We start from the raw sequence: 16,040 nt of genomic DNA, 5'->3' as shown, positions 1-16,040 counted from the left end.
CGGCAACAACACGATTACGCTGCCGGGCATCGGCGCCTACCTCGCGCAGGCGATCAGCGACAAGAACCTGCACGCGATCGGCTGGGTCATCCTCGCGATGACGGTCGTGATCCTCGCCTATGACCAGTTGCTGTTCCGTCCGCTCGTCGCGTGGGCCGACAAGTTCCGCATGGAGACCACGAGTTCGGGCAACGCGCCGCAGTCCTGGCTGCTCGACATGATGCGGCGCACACGTCTGATTCATCAGTTGCTGACGCCGGCGGGCGTGATGCTCGCGAGCACCGCGCGCATCCCTTTGCGTGTGCCTTTCGCGAACGTCCGGCGTGCCAGCCGAGCGCGCAGTGACACTTCGACACGCGTCGGGGACATCGTGTGGGGCATGCTCGTATTCGTGCTGACGGTCTATGTGATCTATCGCGTCGTCGCCTATGTGCGTACCGGCGTGACGCTCGACGAGGTCGGTCACGTGTTCCTGCTCGGGCTCATCACGCTGCTGCGCGTCGCCGTGCTGATCGCGATCTCGTCGCTGATCTGGGTGCCGATCGGCGTGCTGATCGGCCTGCGTCCGGCGCTCGCGGAAAAGGTCCAGCCGCTCGCGCAATTTCTCGCCGCGTTTCCCGCGAATCTGCTGTTCCCGGTGTTCGTGATCGTGATCGTGCGCTTTCATCTGAATCCGGATATCTGGCTGTCGCCGCTGATCGTGCTCGGCACGCAGTGGTACATCCTGTTCAACGTGATCGCGGGCGCGACCGCCTATCCGAACGACTACCGCGAGGCGGCCACCAACTTCCGCATCCGCGGCTGGCAATGGTGGCGCCAGGTGATGCTGCCGGGCGTGTTCCCTTACTACGTGACCGGCGCGATCACCGCGTCGGGCGGTGCGTGGAACGCGAGCATCGTGTCCGAGTTCGTCCAGTGGGGCGATACCAAGGTCGCCGCGCATGGCCTCGGCGCCTATATCGCCGAGACGACCGCCGCCGGCGACTTTCCGAAGATCATCCTTGGCGTCGCCGTGATGGCGCTATTCGTCACGCTGTTCAACCGCGCGCTGTGGCGCCCCCTGTATGCCTTCGCCGAATCAAGGCTCCGACTCGACTAGGAGTAAAGCCATGCAAAACGTCATTCAAGCCATCCCCGCCGACCTGCTCCAGTCGTCGCCGCGCCTGGGCGCGCAGGTGCTGAACATCGAGCACGTGAGCCGCGGCTTTCATAAAAATCAGAGCGAGCTGCTGGTGCTCGACGACGTGAATCTGACGCTGCGCGAGGGCGAGATCGTCGGACTGCTCGGCCGCTCGGGCTCGGGCAAGTCGACGCTGCTGCGCATCATCGCCGGTTTGATCCGGCCGACGAGCGGCAACGTCACCTACCTGGGCAAGCCGCTCGACGGTCCAGCCGAGGGCGTCGCGATGGTGTTCCAGACCTTCGCGTTGTTTCCGTGGCTGACGGTGCTGCAGAACGTCGAAGCGGGGCTGGAGGCGCTCGGCGTCGGCATCGAGGAGCGGCGCACGCGCGCGCTCGCGGCGATCGATCTGATCGGTCTCGACGGCTTCGAAAACGCGTATCCGCGCGAGCTGTCGGGCGGCATGCGGCAGCGCGTCGGCTTCGCACGCGCGCTCGTCGTCGATCCGACCATCCTGCTGATGGATGAGCCGTTCTCCGCGCTCGACGTGCTGACCGCCGAAACGCTGCGTACCGACCTGCTCGACCTGTGGAACCAGGACCGCATGCCGATCAAGTCGGTTCTTATAGTCACGCACAACATCGAGGAAGCCGTATTCATGTGCGATCGCATCCTCGTACTGTCGTCGAACCCCGGGCGCGTGGTGGCCGAGACCGTGGTGCCGTTCGCTCATCCGCGCAACCGGCTCGACCCGGATTTTCGCGCGCTCGTCGACGAAATCTACGCGAAGATGACCGCGCGCCCCACTGGAGCCGCGGCCAAACGCGAACTCGAACCCGGCAGCTGGTTGCCGAACGTGTCGACGAACCTGATGGCTGGTCTTATCGAAACGCTTGCGGCAGCGCCCTATAACGGCCGCGCCGACATGCCCGAGATTGCGCGCACGCTGCAGTTGGAAGTCGACGAACTGTTCCCGATCGCGGAGATGCTGCAGTACCTCGGCTTTGCCGAAGTCAGCGAGGGCGATGTGTTCCTCACGCCGCCCGCGCATCGATTCGCCGAGGGCAGCACGCAGGAGCGCAAGATCATGTTCGCCGATCATCTGTTGCAGTGTGTGCCGCTCGCCGCGCGAATCAGGAAGGTCCTCAACGAACGGCCCGGACATCGCGCGCCGCGCGTGCGCTTCGAGCAGGAGCTCGAGGACCTGCTGTCCGACAGCGCGGCGCAGGAAACCCTCGATGCGGTGATCGACTGGGGCCGTTACGCGGAAATCTTCTCGTACAACGACAAGACGGAAACCTTCAGTCTCGCGGATGTCGAGACCTGAGCGGGGCCGAAACGAAATGGCCGCGGAGAACCTGACGGAGGTGCTCCGCGGCCATATTTCAGTTCGCCCCGAACTTCATGGATTGATCTCGCCCGCAACATGCCGGCCACGCAGCCGCCCGGCGATCCGGCCGAACGCGTACCACTGCTGAGCGATCAGCCCATCCCCATACGAGCGCGCGGCACCATGCGGCGCGGGCAGCTGATCGCGGATGCCGGTCGGCTCGACGGCGCGCTCCCACGACGCGGTGCCGAACAGCATGTCCCACCACGGGAACAGCACGCCGAAGTTGCAGCCGTAGCGGGTGCCTTCGTGGCCATAGCCAATCGCATGATGACGCCGATGAAACGCCGGGCTCACGATCAGGCGTTCGAGCAACCATCCATACGGGAGGCGCGCATTCACGTGCTGCACGCTCTGCATGAAATTGCCGAGCGCGACGAGCACGACGAATTGGTTTGGCTGCACGCCGATGAACAGCGCAAGGGCCGCAAAAAACGCCGCCTGCAAGATGTCGTCCAAAAAGTGATTGCGGTCGTCGGCCCACAGCGACATCTGCCGCTGGCTGTGATGAACCGCATGCAATTCCCACCACACGCCGAACCGATGTTGCCAGCGGTGATACCAGTAGCCGGCGAAATCGAGCACGACCAGGTAGATCAGAAACGACACGAGCGGCTGATCGGTGACGCCCGGCCACAAATCATCGACGTCGATGTTGGGCACGTTGTGGATCGCCATCAGGCTCTGCCAATGATTGAAGAACGGCTGCAGCAGAAAGAAGAACGCAAGATTGACGATGCCGAGCTTGGCGATCCACGTGTAGATCACGTCCGCGCGCAACGCCCTGCGGTCCGCCCATGTCTCCACCGGGCGCAGCGCTTCGAGCGGGCGCAACACCAGGTACGACACCAGTATCTGCATCGCGCCGACGATCACCCAGTAGAGCGCGTCGTAAGTGTCTTCGTCATAGCCCATCAGATTGAAGCGGTAGAAGATCGGCTGGACCACGTCGACGTACAGCAGCGTCTGCAGGGCCGAGATGCCATTGTCGAGTTGAGCGGCGAGTTCGTGAATCATGTAAAGCCTTTCGGGTTGCCTCAGTCGGGATTGGGCGCGTAGACCGGCGCGCGGTTGGCGAAATAAAGACCGTGCGGCGAGCGCCCCACCACGATCGTATCCACCAGCCGATGCGTGCTCAGGTCGATGACGCCAACGTGCCTCGCGAAGCGGAACGTGACCCATAGATAGCGCCGGTCCGCCGATAGTTCCATGTCGTCAGGGCCCGGCATCAAACCGGTTATGTCGGCCACTTTGGTCAGCGTGTTGTAATCGAGAATGCTGATCGTGTTCTCCACGCGATTCGACACGGCAAGATGCTGGCCATCGTCGAGATTGCGGAAGTTGTGCGCGCCGCGGCCCGTGTGGATCTTCTTCACGAGTTGGCGGTTCTTCCAGTCGACCACCGCGACATTGTCTTCGCCCGTCATGCCGACGAGCAGATAACGATCGCCCGGGGTCATCCAGAGTCCGGCCGGCGTCTTGCCCACGTGCAGCTTCCACGACACTGACTGTGTCGGCAGATCGATCGCCGCGACCTCGCCCGTGTCCTGAAGCGTGACGAACACGGTGCGGTTGTCGGCTGAAAAGGTCAGGTGGCTCGGGGTCTTCGCGAGCGGAATCCGCTTCGCGAGCGTCATGTTCTCGCCATCGTAGTGATAGATATCGATGCGATCGAGCCTCAGGCCCGCTGTAACGAACCACTTGTGGTCGGCCGAAAAGCCGAGCTGGTACGGGTCTTCGATGCCCTCGACACGGCGTTGCACCCGGCCGCTGTGCGGGTCGACGAACATCAGGTCGTTCGAAATCGCATCCGCGACGATCAGCGAACGACCATCGGGCGTGATCATCAGATGATGAGGCTCCTTGCCGGTCGGCTCGGTGCCGATCACTTTGTGCGTGACGGGATCGATCAACGTAAGCTGCGCTTCGCCCGAGTCGAGCACGATCACTTTGTCGGCGGCGTGGGCGAGATGAGGCAATGTCAGCGAACAGCAAGCCAACGCCACGAAAACGCCGGTTTTTGTAATCGAAGCGAATGCGAATGTCACGAACCGGATAGGACTCTGAAATACAACGCTGGGCATCGGTGCGGCCGATGCGGAAGAAGACCTGCCGTGTGAAGTCTACGCGCAATCGCGTGGCAAATGTGATGAAGATCGCGGCCGCGCGAGCCTCGAACTCGCGCCGCCCAACGATGAAGATCAGGCCTTCTTCAGCGTTCGCGAAAACGCCGTCGCGCTATCGCTGCACGACATGCCGAACCTCGGCCAGTTGTTGCCGGCGCTGTTCGCCTTGCCGCTCCAGCATCCAGCCCGGATACTCGGCTGGCAGCGCGCTGACCTCGGCGAGCTTCGCGAGCTCATCGGCGGATAGCGCGACGTTGGTCGCCGCGATGTTGTCGTCGAGCTGCTCGATTTTCTTCGCGCCGACGATCACCGTGCTGACGACACGCTGATGCAGCAGCCACGCCAGCGCGATCTGTGCGACCGATACGGTCTTCGCCGCGGCCATCTCGCGCATCAGGTCGATGCAGTCGTACGCGCGTTCGCGATTGACCGGCGGAAAATCGAAAGTCGTGCGACGGCTGCCCGCTTCGCCCTGCTGTTCACGTCCGTATTTGCCGCTCAGAAAACCGCCCGCGAGCGGACTCCATACCATCAGGCCGAGGCCTTCGCTTTGCAGCATCGGCACGAGCTCGCGTTCGAGATCGCGGCCCGCGAGCGTGTAATACGCCTGCAGCGTTTCGAAGCGCGCGGCGCCGAGCCGCTCGGCGATGCCGAGCGCCTTCGCGATTTGCCATGCGGCCCAGTTCGACACGCCGACATAGCGCACGTGGCCGTGCTGCACGAGCGTATCGAGCGCGCGCACGGTTTCTTCGATCGGCGTGGCCGGATCGAAACCGTGGATCTGATAGAGGTCGACGTGATCGAGTTGTAGACGCTTCAGGCTCGCCTTGATGCCGTCGAGGATGTGATAGCGCGACGCACCGCGCGCGTTGGCGAACTCGCCGGTCTGGCCGAACACCTTGGTCGCGATCACGACCTTGTCGCGCGGCACTTTCAGGTTTTTCAGAGCGTTGCCCGTGATCAGCTCGGACAGGCCGCCCGAGTAGACGTCGGCCGTGTCGATGAAATTGATGCCCGCGTCGAGCGCCCGGCCGACCAGCCGCTCCGCGTCGCTTTGCTGCAGATCGCCGATCTGCCGCCAGATGCCTTCGCCACCGCCGAAGGTCATCGTGCCCAAACACAACTCTGAGACAAACACACCGGTACGGCCCAACTGGTTATATCGCATCGTCGACGCTCCATCGTGGGGACAGGGAGAATCGTCAAGCGTACTGCAAATGGCGGACGCTGGCAGGACGGGCGCACGCGGCGAAACTACGAATTCAAGCAGTTACGCAACGCCCAACGCGCCGCACACGAGCGCCGAAAACCTGCGAGACTGACCGCTACTGCGTCGTCAGCGTCGAATGCCCCGCAACCGCAAAAACGGGCGACATTAGCGAGTACTGATCCAGCCACCCCCCACTGGATATCCCCCGCTCCGCCCTCATCTACACGAGCATGACTTCGGCAAAATCTGCCGCCGCACTCGACGCGGCGCCCCGCTCCCGCAAGGCCCGCCCCACCGCGAGCGCGGCGCGGCCCGTCGCACCTACCTTACCGCCGGCCCCGCAGGCGCTCGCCGGCTTTCACCCGGCCGTTGCCAGCTGGTTCCAGAAAACCTTCGCCGCCCCGACCGATGCGCAAGCCGCCGCCTGGCCGCAAATCCGCAGCGGCCGCTCGACGCTGGTCGCCGCGCCGACCGGCTCCGGCAAGACGCTGACGGCGTTCCTGTCCGCGCTGAACGACCTGGTGTCGCAAGGCCTCGCGAACGACGGCGCGCTGCCCGACGAAACGCTGGTCGTCTACGTGTCGCCGCTGAAGGCGCTGTCGAACGACATCCGTCTGAACCTGCAACTGCCGCTCCAAGGCATCGCCGCCGAACTCGACGCGCTCGGCCTGCCGCCGCTCGACATCCGCACCGCCGTGCGCACCGGCGACACCACGCAGCAGGAACGCAACGCGCTGAAAAAACGCGCGCCGCACATTCTCGTGACGACGCCCGAGTCGCTGTACGTGCTGCTCGGCTCCGATTCGGGCCGCCGCATGCTGGCGACGGTGCGCACGCTGATCGTCGATGAAATTCACGCGCTCGCGGGCAGCAAGCGCGGCAGTCATCTCGCGCTGAGCCTCGAACGGCTCGACGCGCTCTGCGGCCGGCCCCTGCCGCGCATCGGGCTGTCGGCGACGCAAAAGCCGGTCAGCGCGGTCGCGCGGTTTCTGGTCGGCGGCGCGAGCCTCGATAGCGACGTGCCGGCCGAGTGCGCGGTGATCGACGTCGGTCACGTCCGCGCGCGCGACCTCGCGCTCGAGATCCCGCCGGTGCCGCTCGAAGCGGTGATGGCCAACGAAGTGTGGGAGCGCGTCTACGACCGGCTCGCCGAACTGGTCGCGCAGCATCGCACGACGCTCATCTTCGTCAACACGCGCCGCATGGCCGAGCGCGCCGCCCGCCATCTGACCGAGCGGCTCGGCAAGGACGCGGTCGCCGCGCATCACGGCAGCCTCGCGAAAGAACATCGTTTCGACGCCGAACAGCGCCTGAAACGCGGCGAGCTGCGCGTGCTGATCGCGACCGCGTCGCTGGAGCTCGGCATCGATATCGGCGACGTCGATCTCGTCTGCCAGATGGGTTCGCCGCGCGCGATCGCGCCGTTCCTGCAACGCGTCGGCCGCTCGGGGCACCACGTTGGTGGCATGCCGAAGGGGCGGCTGTTTCCGGCCTCGCGCGACGATCTGCTCGAATGCGCGGCGCTGCTCGATTGCGTGCGGCGTGGCGAGCTCGATGCGTTGCGCATCCCGCGCGCGCCGCTCGACGTGCTCGCGCAACAGATCGTCGCGGAGGTATCGAGCGCCGAGTGGAGCGAGGATGCGCTGTTCGACATGCTGCGGCGTGCCGCGCCGTATGCGGATCTGCCGCGCGAGCAATACGACGCGGTGCTGCGCATGCTCGCCGAGGGCTACACGAGCCGCCACGGTCCGCGTGCTGCGTATGTGCATCGCGATGCGGTCAGCGGCACGTTGCGCGGCCGGCGCGGCGGCAAGCTGGTCGCGGTGACCTCGGGCGGCACGATTCCCGAGAACGCCGATTACGCGGTCGTGCTCGAACCGCAGGCGCTCAATATCGGCACCGTCAACGAGGACTTCGCGGTCGAAAGCCTCGCCGGCGATGTGTTCCAGCTCGGCAACGCGTCGTACCGGATTCTGCGCATCGAAAGCGGCCGCGTGCGGGTCGAGGACGCGCAGGGGCAACCGCCGAACATTCCGTTCTGGCTCGGCGAGGCGCCGGGGCGCAGCGACGAGCTGTCGTTCGCGGTTGCGAGATTGCGGGAGCAGGTCGAAGCGTTGCTGACGGAGGGCGAGACACGAGCAAACACGGCAACCGCAGTAGCCGCAAGCGAACTCGAGCCCACCGCGCCGCGTCTCGACCACGCTATCACCTGGCTCGCCAACAACCTCGCGCTCGACGAACCGGCCGCGCGCCAGATCGTCGAATACCTGGCGCGCGCCCGCGCCGCGCTCGGAGTCTTGCCGACGCAGAGCACGCTCGTGATGGAGCGCTTCTTCGACGAATCGGGCGGCACCCAGCTCGTGATCCACTCACCGTTCGGCAGCCGCGTGAATCGCGCGTGGGGGCTCGCGCTGCGCAAGCGCTTCTGCCGCAGCTTCAACTTCGAGCTGCAGGCGGCGGCCACAGAAGACGCGATCGTGCTGTCGTTGACCGGCAGCCACTCGTTCGTGCTCGACGATGTGTGGCGCTATCTGCATTCGAACAGCGCCGAGCATCTGCTGATCCAGGCGCTGCTCGATGCGCCGTTATTCGGCGTGCGCTGGCGCTGGAACGCGACGACCTCGCTCGGCCTGCCGCGCTACACGGGCGGGCGCAAGACCGCGCCGCAACTGCAGCGCATGCGTAGCGAGGATCTGCTTGCAAGCGTATTTCCCGAACAGGCCGCGTGTCTGGAGAACGTCGTCGGCGAACGCGAGGTGCCGCGCCACCCATTAGTCGACCAAACCATCGACGACTGCCTGCACGACGCGATGGACAGCGAACGCTGGCTCGCGCTGCTACGCCAGATCGAGCACGGCGAGTTGCGGCTCGTCGCGCGTGATCTGCCGGCGCCGTCGCCGCTCGCCGCCGAAATCCTGACCGCGAAACCGTACGCGTACCTGGACGACGCGCCGATCGAAGAGCGCCGCACCCAGGCGGTGCTGAACCGCCGCTGGACCGACCCTGAAAGCGCCGACGATCTCGGCGCGCTCGACGCCGCCGCGATCGACAGCGTGCGCGACGAGGCCTGGCCGCAAGCACGCAACGCCGACGAAATGCACGAAGCGCTGACGGGCCTCGCCTGCATCACAGAAGCCGAGGCGCGCACGCATGAAGATTGGCCGACGCTGCTTGCGGCGTTGGCGAAAGCCGGCCGGGCGACGCGCTTGCCGCTGGCCGCGCAAGCAAACGCAAGCACGGGCAACGACAAGTTCAGCGACGGCGCGCTGTGGCTGCCCGCCGAACGCCTGACCTGCTTCGAAGCGCTCTACCCCGAAATCGCGCGCAATCGCTACACGCCGCCGCTGAGCGCCCCGAAGGGCTACACCGAAAGCTGGAGCGCCGACGACGCGCTCGTCGACGTGCTGCGCGCGCGGCTGACCGGTTTCGGCCCGCTGACGGTCGACGCGATCGCGCGCCCGCTCGGTTTGCCCGCCGACCGGATCGAACCGGCGCTGATCCGTCTCGAAGCCGAAGGTTATCTGTTGCGCGGCCGTTTCACGCCGCACACGAGCCGCGAAGAATGGTGCGAGCGGCACCTGCTCGCACGCATCCATCGCTACACGGTGAAGCGGCTGCGGCGTGAGATCGAGCCGGTCGAGCGGCACGACTTCATGCGCTTCCTGTTCGAATGGCAGCATCTGACGCCGACCACGCGCGCCGAAGGCCGCGACGCGCTCGCCGCCGCGCTGGACCAGCTCGAAGGCTTCCAGGCCGCGGCCGGCGCATGGGAGGAGGACATCCTGCCCGCGCGGGTGCGCGCCTACACCAGCAGTTCGCTCGATGAGCTATGCCGCGCCGGCAAGATCGTCTGGACCCGCCTGACCGAGCGGGCGCGCGGCGCCGCCGGTCCGGTCCGCGGCACGCCGATCGTGCTGCTGCCGCGCGCGCAGTTGCGCGCCTGGCGCGCGCTGCTCGATCCGGCGCGCCAGGTCGAGCTGTCGGCGCTCGCGCAAAGCGTGCACGACACCCTCGCGCAACACGGCGCGATGTTCTTCGACGAACTGCTCGCCGAGGTGCGCGTGCTGCGCATGGAGCTCGAAAACGCGCTCGGCGAGCTGGTCGCGGCCGGCCTCGCGAACTCGGACAGCTTCGCGGGTCTGCGCGCGTTGCTGAAGCCGGTCGCCAAACGCAATGCGTCTTCCAGCAGCCGGCGCGCGCGAGCGAGCGCGCTGATCGGCGGCATGGACGACGCCGGGCGTTGGGCGCTCGTAAGCCGCCCGTCCGCCGTCGGGCCGGAAAATCCGTCCGAGCGGCGCAGTCAGTTGGCGCCCGAGGTGCTCGAACACGTCGCAATGACGTTGTTGCGCCGCTACGGCGTGGTGTTCTGGCGCGTGCTCGAACGCGAGGCCGAATGGCTCCCGCCGTGGCGCGATCTGCTGCGCGTGCTGCAGCGGCTCGAGGCGCGTGGCGTGATCCGCGGCGGGCGTTTCGTCAACGGGCTCGCGGGCGAGCAGTTCGCGCTGCCCGAGGCGATTCCGCTGCTGCGCGAGGTGCGGCGGCAAGCGAACGACGGTGCGCTTATCTGCGTCGCAGGAACCGATCCGCTGAATCTCGTCGGCACGCTGCTGGTCGGCGACAAGGTGCCAGCCGTGACCGGCAACCGCGTGCTGTATCGCGACGGCGTGGTAGCCGCCACGCTGATGGCCGGCAAGTTCTGGTTCGACGCGGCGCTCGACGCCGATCCGATCGAGCGCGAACGGGCCCGCGCGCTGCTCACACACCGCTTCTGACGACGTCACCGTGGCGTCGTTTTGCCACGCCATCATGCCGCCGCGTGCGGCCACGCCGGCCCGTGCTCATGGTTAGCAAAACGTTAATGATTCTTCGCTCGAACTGTCACGCTTAGATACAATGGGGCAGTTTCACTTTAGTATGAGGAAGACCGTCTGCCGCCGCCCGCCTTGATAGCGACCGCCGGCACTCTCCGGGGATTTCATGAGCGACGAGCTACACGACCAGGTGCTTCACGCGCGGTTCGGCACGAGCAGCCCTCGCTGGTGCCTGGCGGCGGCCAGCGACACGCTGGAACTCGCGCCGGCGCACGGCCACGCGGCTGCCGGCGTCGCCATTCCCCTCAACTCTTGCCAAGCCTCCCAGATCCGCGCGCTGAGCGGCGTCACCTCGCACGTAGTCGTCGACGTGCAGTTGGACGGCGCGCCGCTGCGGCTGCATATGGTCGGCAAGAAACTCGATTGCCATCGCTGGGGCGGCACCGCCTCGACCCATGCCGACACCGAATCCGTCGCGCGTGCACTGTTGCACGGTCTGTCGTTCGCCGAACAGGTCGTCTCCGAGGTGAATTCGGTCGTCGTCATCGTCGACCGGCACGGCCGGATACAACGCTTCAACCGGCTCGCCGAGGAGCTGACCGGACTCAAGGAAGAGGACATCATCGGCCGCAGCGTCTGGACGCTGTTCATGTCGTCAGACGACGGCGCGGTCTCGAACCAGGTCGGCGCGCAGTTCTTCAACCGTGGCGAACCGTACGAGATCGAACGGCGCATCAAAACGGTGCATGGCGAGCGGCTGTTCCTGTTTCGCAACAAGTTCGTGAGGAGCGGCAGCGGCATCGAAGACCAGTTCCTGATCTGCTCGGGCACCGACATCACTGAGCAACGGCTCGCGCAGGACCGCCTGATCGAGCAGGCCACCACCGACCCGCTCACCGGCCTCGCCAATCGCAACGCGATCCAGGAGCGAATCCAGATCGCGATCGAACAGGCCGCGCCCGGCGAAACCGTCGGCGTACTGTTTCTCGATCTCGACAACTTCAAGAAGGTCAACGATCACTACGGCCACGTGTTCGGCGACCGGCTGATCTGCGATGTGTCGGACGCGATCCGCAACTGTCTGAATCCGGGCGACTCGCTCGCGCGTCTCGGGGGCGACGAATTCATCGTGCTCGCGGCGAAGGGCTCAGCGTATGGCCTGGAAAACACCGCGCAGCGCATTCTCGATCGCATGCGCATGCCGTTCGCGGTCGGGCTCGTCGAGGTCTATACCGGCTGCTCGATCGGCATCGCGCGTTGGCCCGAGCATGGCGAAACGCTCGAATCGCTGATCCGTTCGGCCGACACCGCGATGTACGTCGCGAAGGACGAAGGCAAGCGTACGCATCGCGTGTTCTCGCCGGACATGAACCGCCGCGTCGCTGAGTTCATGTGGCTCGACACGAATCTGCGCCGCGGGCTCGAGGAAGGCCAGTTCGCGCTGCACTATCAGCCGAAGCTGAACCTCGCCACGGGCGCCGTACAAGGCGCGGAAGCGCTGGTGCGCTGGAACTCGCCGGAGCGCGGGCAGATCATGCCTGCGGAATTCATCCGTTATGCCGAGGAATCCGGCTTGATCGGCGTGCTCGGCCGCTGGGTGATGGAAACCGCCGCGAAACAGGCGGCCCGCTGGAAGGCGGCCGGCTACGACCTGCGCGTGGCGATCAACGTGTCGGCGCGACAGCTCACCGATACGGCCGTGGTCCGCCATTTCACCGAGGCGTTGCAGCATGCGAGCCTCGATCCCTGCCTGATCGATCTCGAGTTGACCGAAAGCTGTCTGATCGAAAACGAAGCGGCCGCGATCGAACTGATCAAGCAGTTTCGCCAGCTCGGCGCGCAGGTGCATCTGGACGACTTCGGCACCGGCTACTCGTCGCTGTCGCAACTCGGCCGTATTCCGCTCGACGTGATCAAGCTCGACCGCAGCTTCACGCGCTCGATCCACGCTGACATGAAGGCACAGGCGCTGGTGCGCTCGATGGTCGCGGTCGCGCAGGAACTCGATTTCCAGGTCGTCGCCGAGGGGATCGAAACCGAAGCGGAAGAAACCTTCATGAAGGGCCTGGGCGTCGATTACGTGCAGGGTTTCCTGTACGCGCGGCCGATGCCCGCCACCGAGTTCGAGCGCTGGCTGCTCGATCGGCGCAAGCTCAGGCTGATCGCCTGAGCCTTGCCGTCGCGCGCTTCAGCCGAGGCGCGCGGACCAGCCTGCCACTTCATCCGCACTCATTCCGACGGCGCGCGCCGCGCAGTGGATTTGCGTCCACGTAGCCGCGTCGATCGGAATGCCGGCGGCCTCGCGTTGCGCGCGTGTGACGCGCTCGGGCTCGCCGGGTTCGTAGATGCGCTCGGTGCCCGCCGCGAGCGGCGACGCCTTCACCCACGCGAGGAACGCATCGGCTTCGGCTTGCGCATCGGGCGCGTCGAATGCGGTCGGATCGATGATCACCGACAGCATGCAGTTGATGATCGCGTGCGTGGTACAGAGCGTGTCCGCGTGCGTCGTGAAGCCGCCCGACAGCGCACCGCCGAAAATCTCGCACATCGCCGCGAGACCGAAACCCTTGTGGCCACCGAACGGTGTCAGCGCGCCGAACGGCGCTTCGTGCATGACTTTCGGTTCGAGCGTCGGCATGCCTTCGTGATCGATCAGCGCGCCGGGTGGCGTGTGCTTGCCCTGGTTATACGCGACGCGCGTCTTGCCGAACGCGATGGTACTGGTCGCGAAGTCGAGCACGAGAGGCGGCTTGCCGGGTCGCGGATAAGCCGCGCAGAACGGATTCGTGCCGATGCGGCGGTCCGCGCCGCCGAACGGCGCGACGAGCGGATCGCCCGCCACGTTGACGAAGTGGAACGACACCAGGCCGGCGCGCGCGCACTGCTCGGCCCAGTGCCCGATGCGGCCGATATGATGCGCGCCGCGCAAGCCCACCGCGCAGATGCCGAGCCGCCGCGCGCGCTCGATGCCCCGCTCCATCGCCTCGAACGCGATCACCTGACCGAAGCCCTTGCCGCCTTCGACGGTCAGCACCGCGCCGGCGTCTTTGATGACGTCGGCATGCCGATTCAGTTGCAGTTGCTGGTCGGCGAGCGATTCGACATAGCGCGGGATCATGCCGACGCCATGCGAGTCGTGTCCGGTCAGATTCGCGGCCACCAGATGATCGGCGATCAGCTCCGCTTCGCGCGGCGCACTGCCCGCTCGCTCCCAGATCGCCCTGACGTAGGCATGCAGTTGATCGGCCGGAATCCGGGGCGTGTCGGCTTGGGCAGTCTGGGAGTCGGTCATTCAGCGTGTCGGTGTGGTTCGAACGGAAGGAAGCATCAGTCAACAACGGGCCCGGGTCGCGCCCGAGCCCAACTCAAACGAGGCCACGACTCACGGCGCCGCGGCGATCACTTCGGCAACCGCGGCCGTCAGTTTCTTGCCGTACGGCACGTGCAGGAACTCGTTGGGCCCATGCGCATTCGACTTCGGCCCAAGCACGCCGCACACCATGAACTGCGACTTCGGGAAGCCCGCCTTCAGCACATTCATCAATGGGATGGTGCCGCCGAGGCCCATGTAGGCGGCGTCTGCGCCGAAGTGCTGACGCGATGCATCGCTGAGCGCGGTGGCCAGCCACGGTGCGACCTCCGGCGCGTTCCAGCCGCTCGCCGCGCCCGCATCCGGCTTGAACGTGACCTTCGCGTTGTACGGCGGATCGAATTCGAGCAGCGCCTTCAGTTCGGCGACGGCCTTTTCCGCTTCGATGGTCGGCGGCAGACGCAGCGACAGCTTGAACGCGGTGCGCGGACGCAGCACGTTGCCGGCGTCGGCGAGCGCGGGCAAGCCGGCCGCGCCCGTCACCGACAGCGAAGGACGCCACGTCGAATTGAGCAGCGCCTCCTGTGGATCGGTCGTGGTCGGCAGCACCTGACGGCCGTCCTGCCCGCATGCCCACGGCATCTTCTTCCACACGTCATCGCCGAGAATCCTCGCGGCAGCCTCCGCTTCGCGCAGACGATCGGCCGGCACCGGGCAATGAAAACCCTTTGGCAGCAGCGTGCCGTTCGCGGAGTCTTCGAGACGGTCGAATAGTTGACGCATGATGCGGAAGCTCGACGGCACGATGCCGCCGTAGACCCCCGAGTGAATCCCCTCGTCGAGCACCTGCACTTCGAGATCGCCGGCGACGAGCCCGCGCAGCGACGTGGTCAGCCACAACTGATCGTAATTGCCCGCGCCCGAATCGAGACACACGACCAGCCCGACGTTACCGAGCCGCTCGCGCAGCGCGTCGACGTAGGGCAGCAGATCGTAGCTGCCCGACTCCTCGCAGGTTTCGATCAGCCCGACACAGCGCGGACGCTCGACACCTTGCGCATCGAGCGCGGCGAGCGCCGTCAGGCTCGCGTAGATCGCGTAGCCGTCGTCCGCGCCGCCGCGGCCGTACAGCTTGCCGTCCTCGAGCTTCGGCGTCCACGGACCGAGGTCGTTGCGCCAGCCATCGAACTCGGGCTGCTTGTCGAGGTGGCCGTACAGCACGATGGTTTCGGTGCTGCCCGAGCGCGTCGCGGCGGTCTCGAAGAAGATCACCGGCGTGCGTCCCGGCAGGCGGATCACTTCGAGCTTCAGGCCGCGCACCGGTTGCTGCTCGGCCCATTTCGCGGCGTCGGTGATCACGCGCTCGAGGTAACCATGCTTCGCCCAGTCGGGATCGAAGGCCGGGCTCTTCGCCGGCACCGCGATGTAGTCCGTCAGCGCGGGCACGATCTCGTCGTTCCACTTGCGCTCGACGAATGCTCGTAGCGTGTCCGGGTTGAGGTGGGCCTGCTGGGTCGTGTCGGTGATCATGATCGGGTCCGTGAAGTACTGTTCGGTCGAAACGATCATCATAGTCCCGATGCGTGTCGGGCTAAACCCCTTGCGGTGATTGGGTGGGAACTGGAACGCGCAGGGTGCGCGGCGGGCGGCGGCCATTCGCGCGACAATCACTACATGCATCGCGCATGAGGAGCTTTTATGAGTGGCAACGTGGCCGTTCAGGCCATCGGCGCGGCATTGGCGCTAGCGCTGTATTTTCTGCCGGCGATCATCGCGGACCGGCGCAAGCGTCGTGACGTGCTGACGCTCGCGCTATTCAACGCCTGCCTCGGCTGGACCGTGCTTGGTTGGGTGCTCGCGCTGTATTGGGCGCTACAGCCGAATCCGGCGGAGAGCCTGGCGAGCGAGGTCGTCGAGACTCGCAAGCTGTCGACCTTGCGCGCGTTTTCATCGGCACTGACGCTGCGCGTGCGGCGACGCGAGGCCGCGCGCGACCGGCCCGAGCGCTGAAACGATTCGGGCGGCTCGCGCAATACGAGCAATAAACGAAAAACAGGAAACGGCTTGATTGAA

Annotated in this window: 10 protein-coding genes; 5 read left to right on the top strand and 5 right to left on the bottom strand. The window is 65.9% G+C overall.

Features of this window, described 5'->3' with window-relative positions:
- On the top strand, positions 1-1,099 hold a 1,099-nt coding region (locus tag AB4Y34_RS02680; RefSeq protein WP_368715155.1), incomplete at its 5' end, for an ABC transporter permease subunit.
- Positions 1,100-1,109: 10 nt separating this feature from the next.
- Complete coding sequence (locus AB4Y34_RS02675) at positions 1,110-2,447, top strand: AAA-associated domain-containing protein (protein WP_368590009.1); 1,338 nt, start codon at positions 1,110-1,112, stop codon at positions 2,445-2,447.
- Between the two features lie 75 nt (positions 2,448-2,522).
- Here AB4Y34_RS02675 and AB4Y34_RS02670 read toward each other — a convergent pair whose 3' ends face one another.
- The 3 genes from AB4Y34_RS02670 to AB4Y34_RS02660 form a co-directional block, all read right to left on the bottom strand.
- A complete protein-coding gene (locus AB4Y34_RS02670; RefSeq protein WP_368715154.1) occupies positions 2,523-3,527 on the bottom strand; it encodes a sterol desaturase family protein in 1,005 nt (334 codons plus the stop codon).
- Positions 3,528-3,547: 20 nt separating this feature from the next.
- Positions 3,548-4,594 (bottom strand): YncE family protein, encoded by a 1,047-nt coding sequence (locus tag AB4Y34_RS02665; RefSeq protein WP_368715153.1) that lies wholly within the window; start codon positions 4,592-4,594, stop codon positions 3,548-3,550.
- A gap of 154 nt (positions 4,595-4,748) precedes the next feature.
- A complete protein-coding gene (locus AB4Y34_RS02660) occupies positions 4,749-5,804 on the bottom strand; it encodes an aldo/keto reductase (RefSeq protein WP_368715152.1) in 1,056 nt (351 codons plus the stop codon).
- Between the two features lie 272 nt (positions 5,805-6,076).
- On the opposite strand from AB4Y34_RS02660, the gene AB4Y34_RS02655 reads away from it, so the two are divergent.
- Together AB4Y34_RS02655 and pdeR are read left to right on the top strand one after the other, a co-directional pair.
- Entirely contained in the window at positions 6,077-10,618 is a 4,542-nt protein-coding gene (locus AB4Y34_RS02655) for a DEAD/DEAH box helicase (protein ID WP_368715151.1), read from the top strand.
- Positions 10,619-10,823: 205 nt separating this feature from the next.
- Positions 10,824-12,827 (top strand): cyclic di-GMP phosphodiesterase, encoded by a 2,004-nt coding sequence (gene pdeR / locus AB4Y34_RS02650; RefSeq protein ID WP_368715150.1) that lies wholly within the window; start codon positions 10,824-10,826, stop codon positions 12,825-12,827.
- Positions 12,828-12,845: 18 nt separating this feature from the next.
- On the opposite strand, the gene AB4Y34_RS02645 is transcribed toward pdeR, so the two are convergent.
- Together AB4Y34_RS02645 and AB4Y34_RS02640 are read right to left on the bottom strand one after the other, a co-directional pair.
- Positions 12,846-13,949 carry a malate/lactate/ureidoglycolate dehydrogenase gene (locus AB4Y34_RS02645; protein ID WP_176383102.1) on the bottom strand — a complete coding sequence of 368 codons (1,104 nt, stop codon included), beginning with the start codon at positions 13,947-13,949 and terminating at the stop codon, positions 12,846-12,848.
- Positions 13,950-14,039: 90 nt separating this feature from the next.
- On the bottom strand, positions 14,040-15,497 hold the full coding sequence (locus tag AB4Y34_RS02640; protein WP_176110387.1) for a M20 family metallopeptidase: 1,458 nt from the start codon (positions 15,495-15,497) through the stop codon (positions 14,040-14,042).
- Between the two features lie 168 nt (positions 15,498-15,665).
- Between AB4Y34_RS02640 and AB4Y34_RS02635 the strand changes: the two genes are divergently transcribed.
- Positions 15,666-15,977, top strand: a complete 312-nt coding sequence (locus tag AB4Y34_RS02635) for a superinfection immunity protein (RefSeq protein ID WP_176383104.1) — start codon at positions 15,666-15,668, stop codon at positions 15,975-15,977.
- The last annotated feature ends 63 nt before the right edge of the window (positions 15,978-16,040 follow it).

It is taken from the genome of Paraburkholderia sp. BR10954 (assembly GCF_040965775.1).
GTDB lineage: Bacteria > Pseudomonadota > Gammaproteobacteria > Burkholderiales > Burkholderiaceae > Paraburkholderia > Paraburkholderia youngii.
Note: the sequence above shows the minus strand (reverse complement) of the source record. Positions and strands in the feature narration are given on the sequence as shown.

Excerpts from the sequence above, each read along its gene's own strand:
- AB4Y34_RS02675 (WP_368590009.1), top strand. The coding sequence starts at position 1,110 with ATGCAAAACGTCATTCAAGCCATCCCCGCCGACCTGCTCCAGTCGTCG.
- AB4Y34_RS02670 (WP_368715154.1), bottom strand. The coding sequence starts at position 3,527 with ATGATTCACGAACTCGCCGCTCAACTCGACAATGGCATCTCGGCCCTG.
- AB4Y34_RS02665 (WP_368715153.1), bottom strand. The coding sequence starts at position 4,594 with ATGCCCAGCGTTGTATTTCAGAGTCCTATCCGGTTCGTGACATTCGCA.
- AB4Y34_RS02660 (WP_368715152.1), bottom strand. The coding sequence starts at position 5,804 with ATGCGATATAACCAGTTGGGCCGTACCGGTGTGTTTGTCTCAGAGTTG.
- AB4Y34_RS02655 (WP_368715151.1), top strand. The coding sequence starts at position 6,077 with ATGACTTCGGCAAAATCTGCCGCCGCACTCGACGCGGCGCCCCGCTCC.
- pdeR (WP_368715150.1), top strand. The coding sequence starts at position 10,824 with ATGAGCGACGAGCTACACGACCAGGTGCTTCACGCGCGGTTCGGCACG.
- AB4Y34_RS02645 (WP_176383102.1), bottom strand. The coding sequence starts at position 13,949 with ATGACCGACTCCCAGACTGCCCAAGCCGACACGCCCCGGATTCCGGCC.
- AB4Y34_RS02640 (WP_176110387.1), bottom strand. The coding sequence starts at position 15,497 with ATGATCACCGACACGACCCAGCAGGCCCACCTCAACCCGGACACGCTA.
- AB4Y34_RS02635 (WP_176383104.1), top strand. The coding sequence starts at position 15,666 with ATGAGTGGCAACGTGGCCGTTCAGGCCATCGGCGCGGCATTGGCGCTA.